Genomic DNA, 315 nt, shown 5'->3' on the forward strand with positions numbered 1-315 from the left:
CCGAATTCCAAACCAACTTCTACAGCTTGTTCTAACCATACAGGTTTATTATTCTTATAAGCCATTGTCTTACCACACAAATCTAAAAAATAAATATCTAGCTCTTTTAATTTTTGGATAAGCTTTAAACAAAAAATTTTAATATATGACTCTTCGTTATCAGTATAAAACTCTTCTCTATTTAAAGTATAGCCTGTCATTTTAAAAATTTAACACTCATTTAAGTACGTAAGTAACTCGACTATATGGTTTGAATATATCTTATTAATATTGTCATTGACATTAAAGCTTAGTGTGAATGCCCAGTAACCTGTA

The 315-nt window shown here is 27.9% G+C and carries 1 protein-coding gene; it reads right to left on the reverse strand.

What is annotated here, in order from left to right; translation table 11 throughout:
* The coding region (locus ACFI32_RS14870; RefSeq protein WP_462627398.1) for a hypothetical protein at positions 1–200 on the reverse strand (200 nt) is incomplete at its 3' end.
* Positions 201–315 lie beyond the last annotated feature (115 nt).

It is taken from the genome of Psychrobacter sp. PSi21, assembly GCF_054960615.1.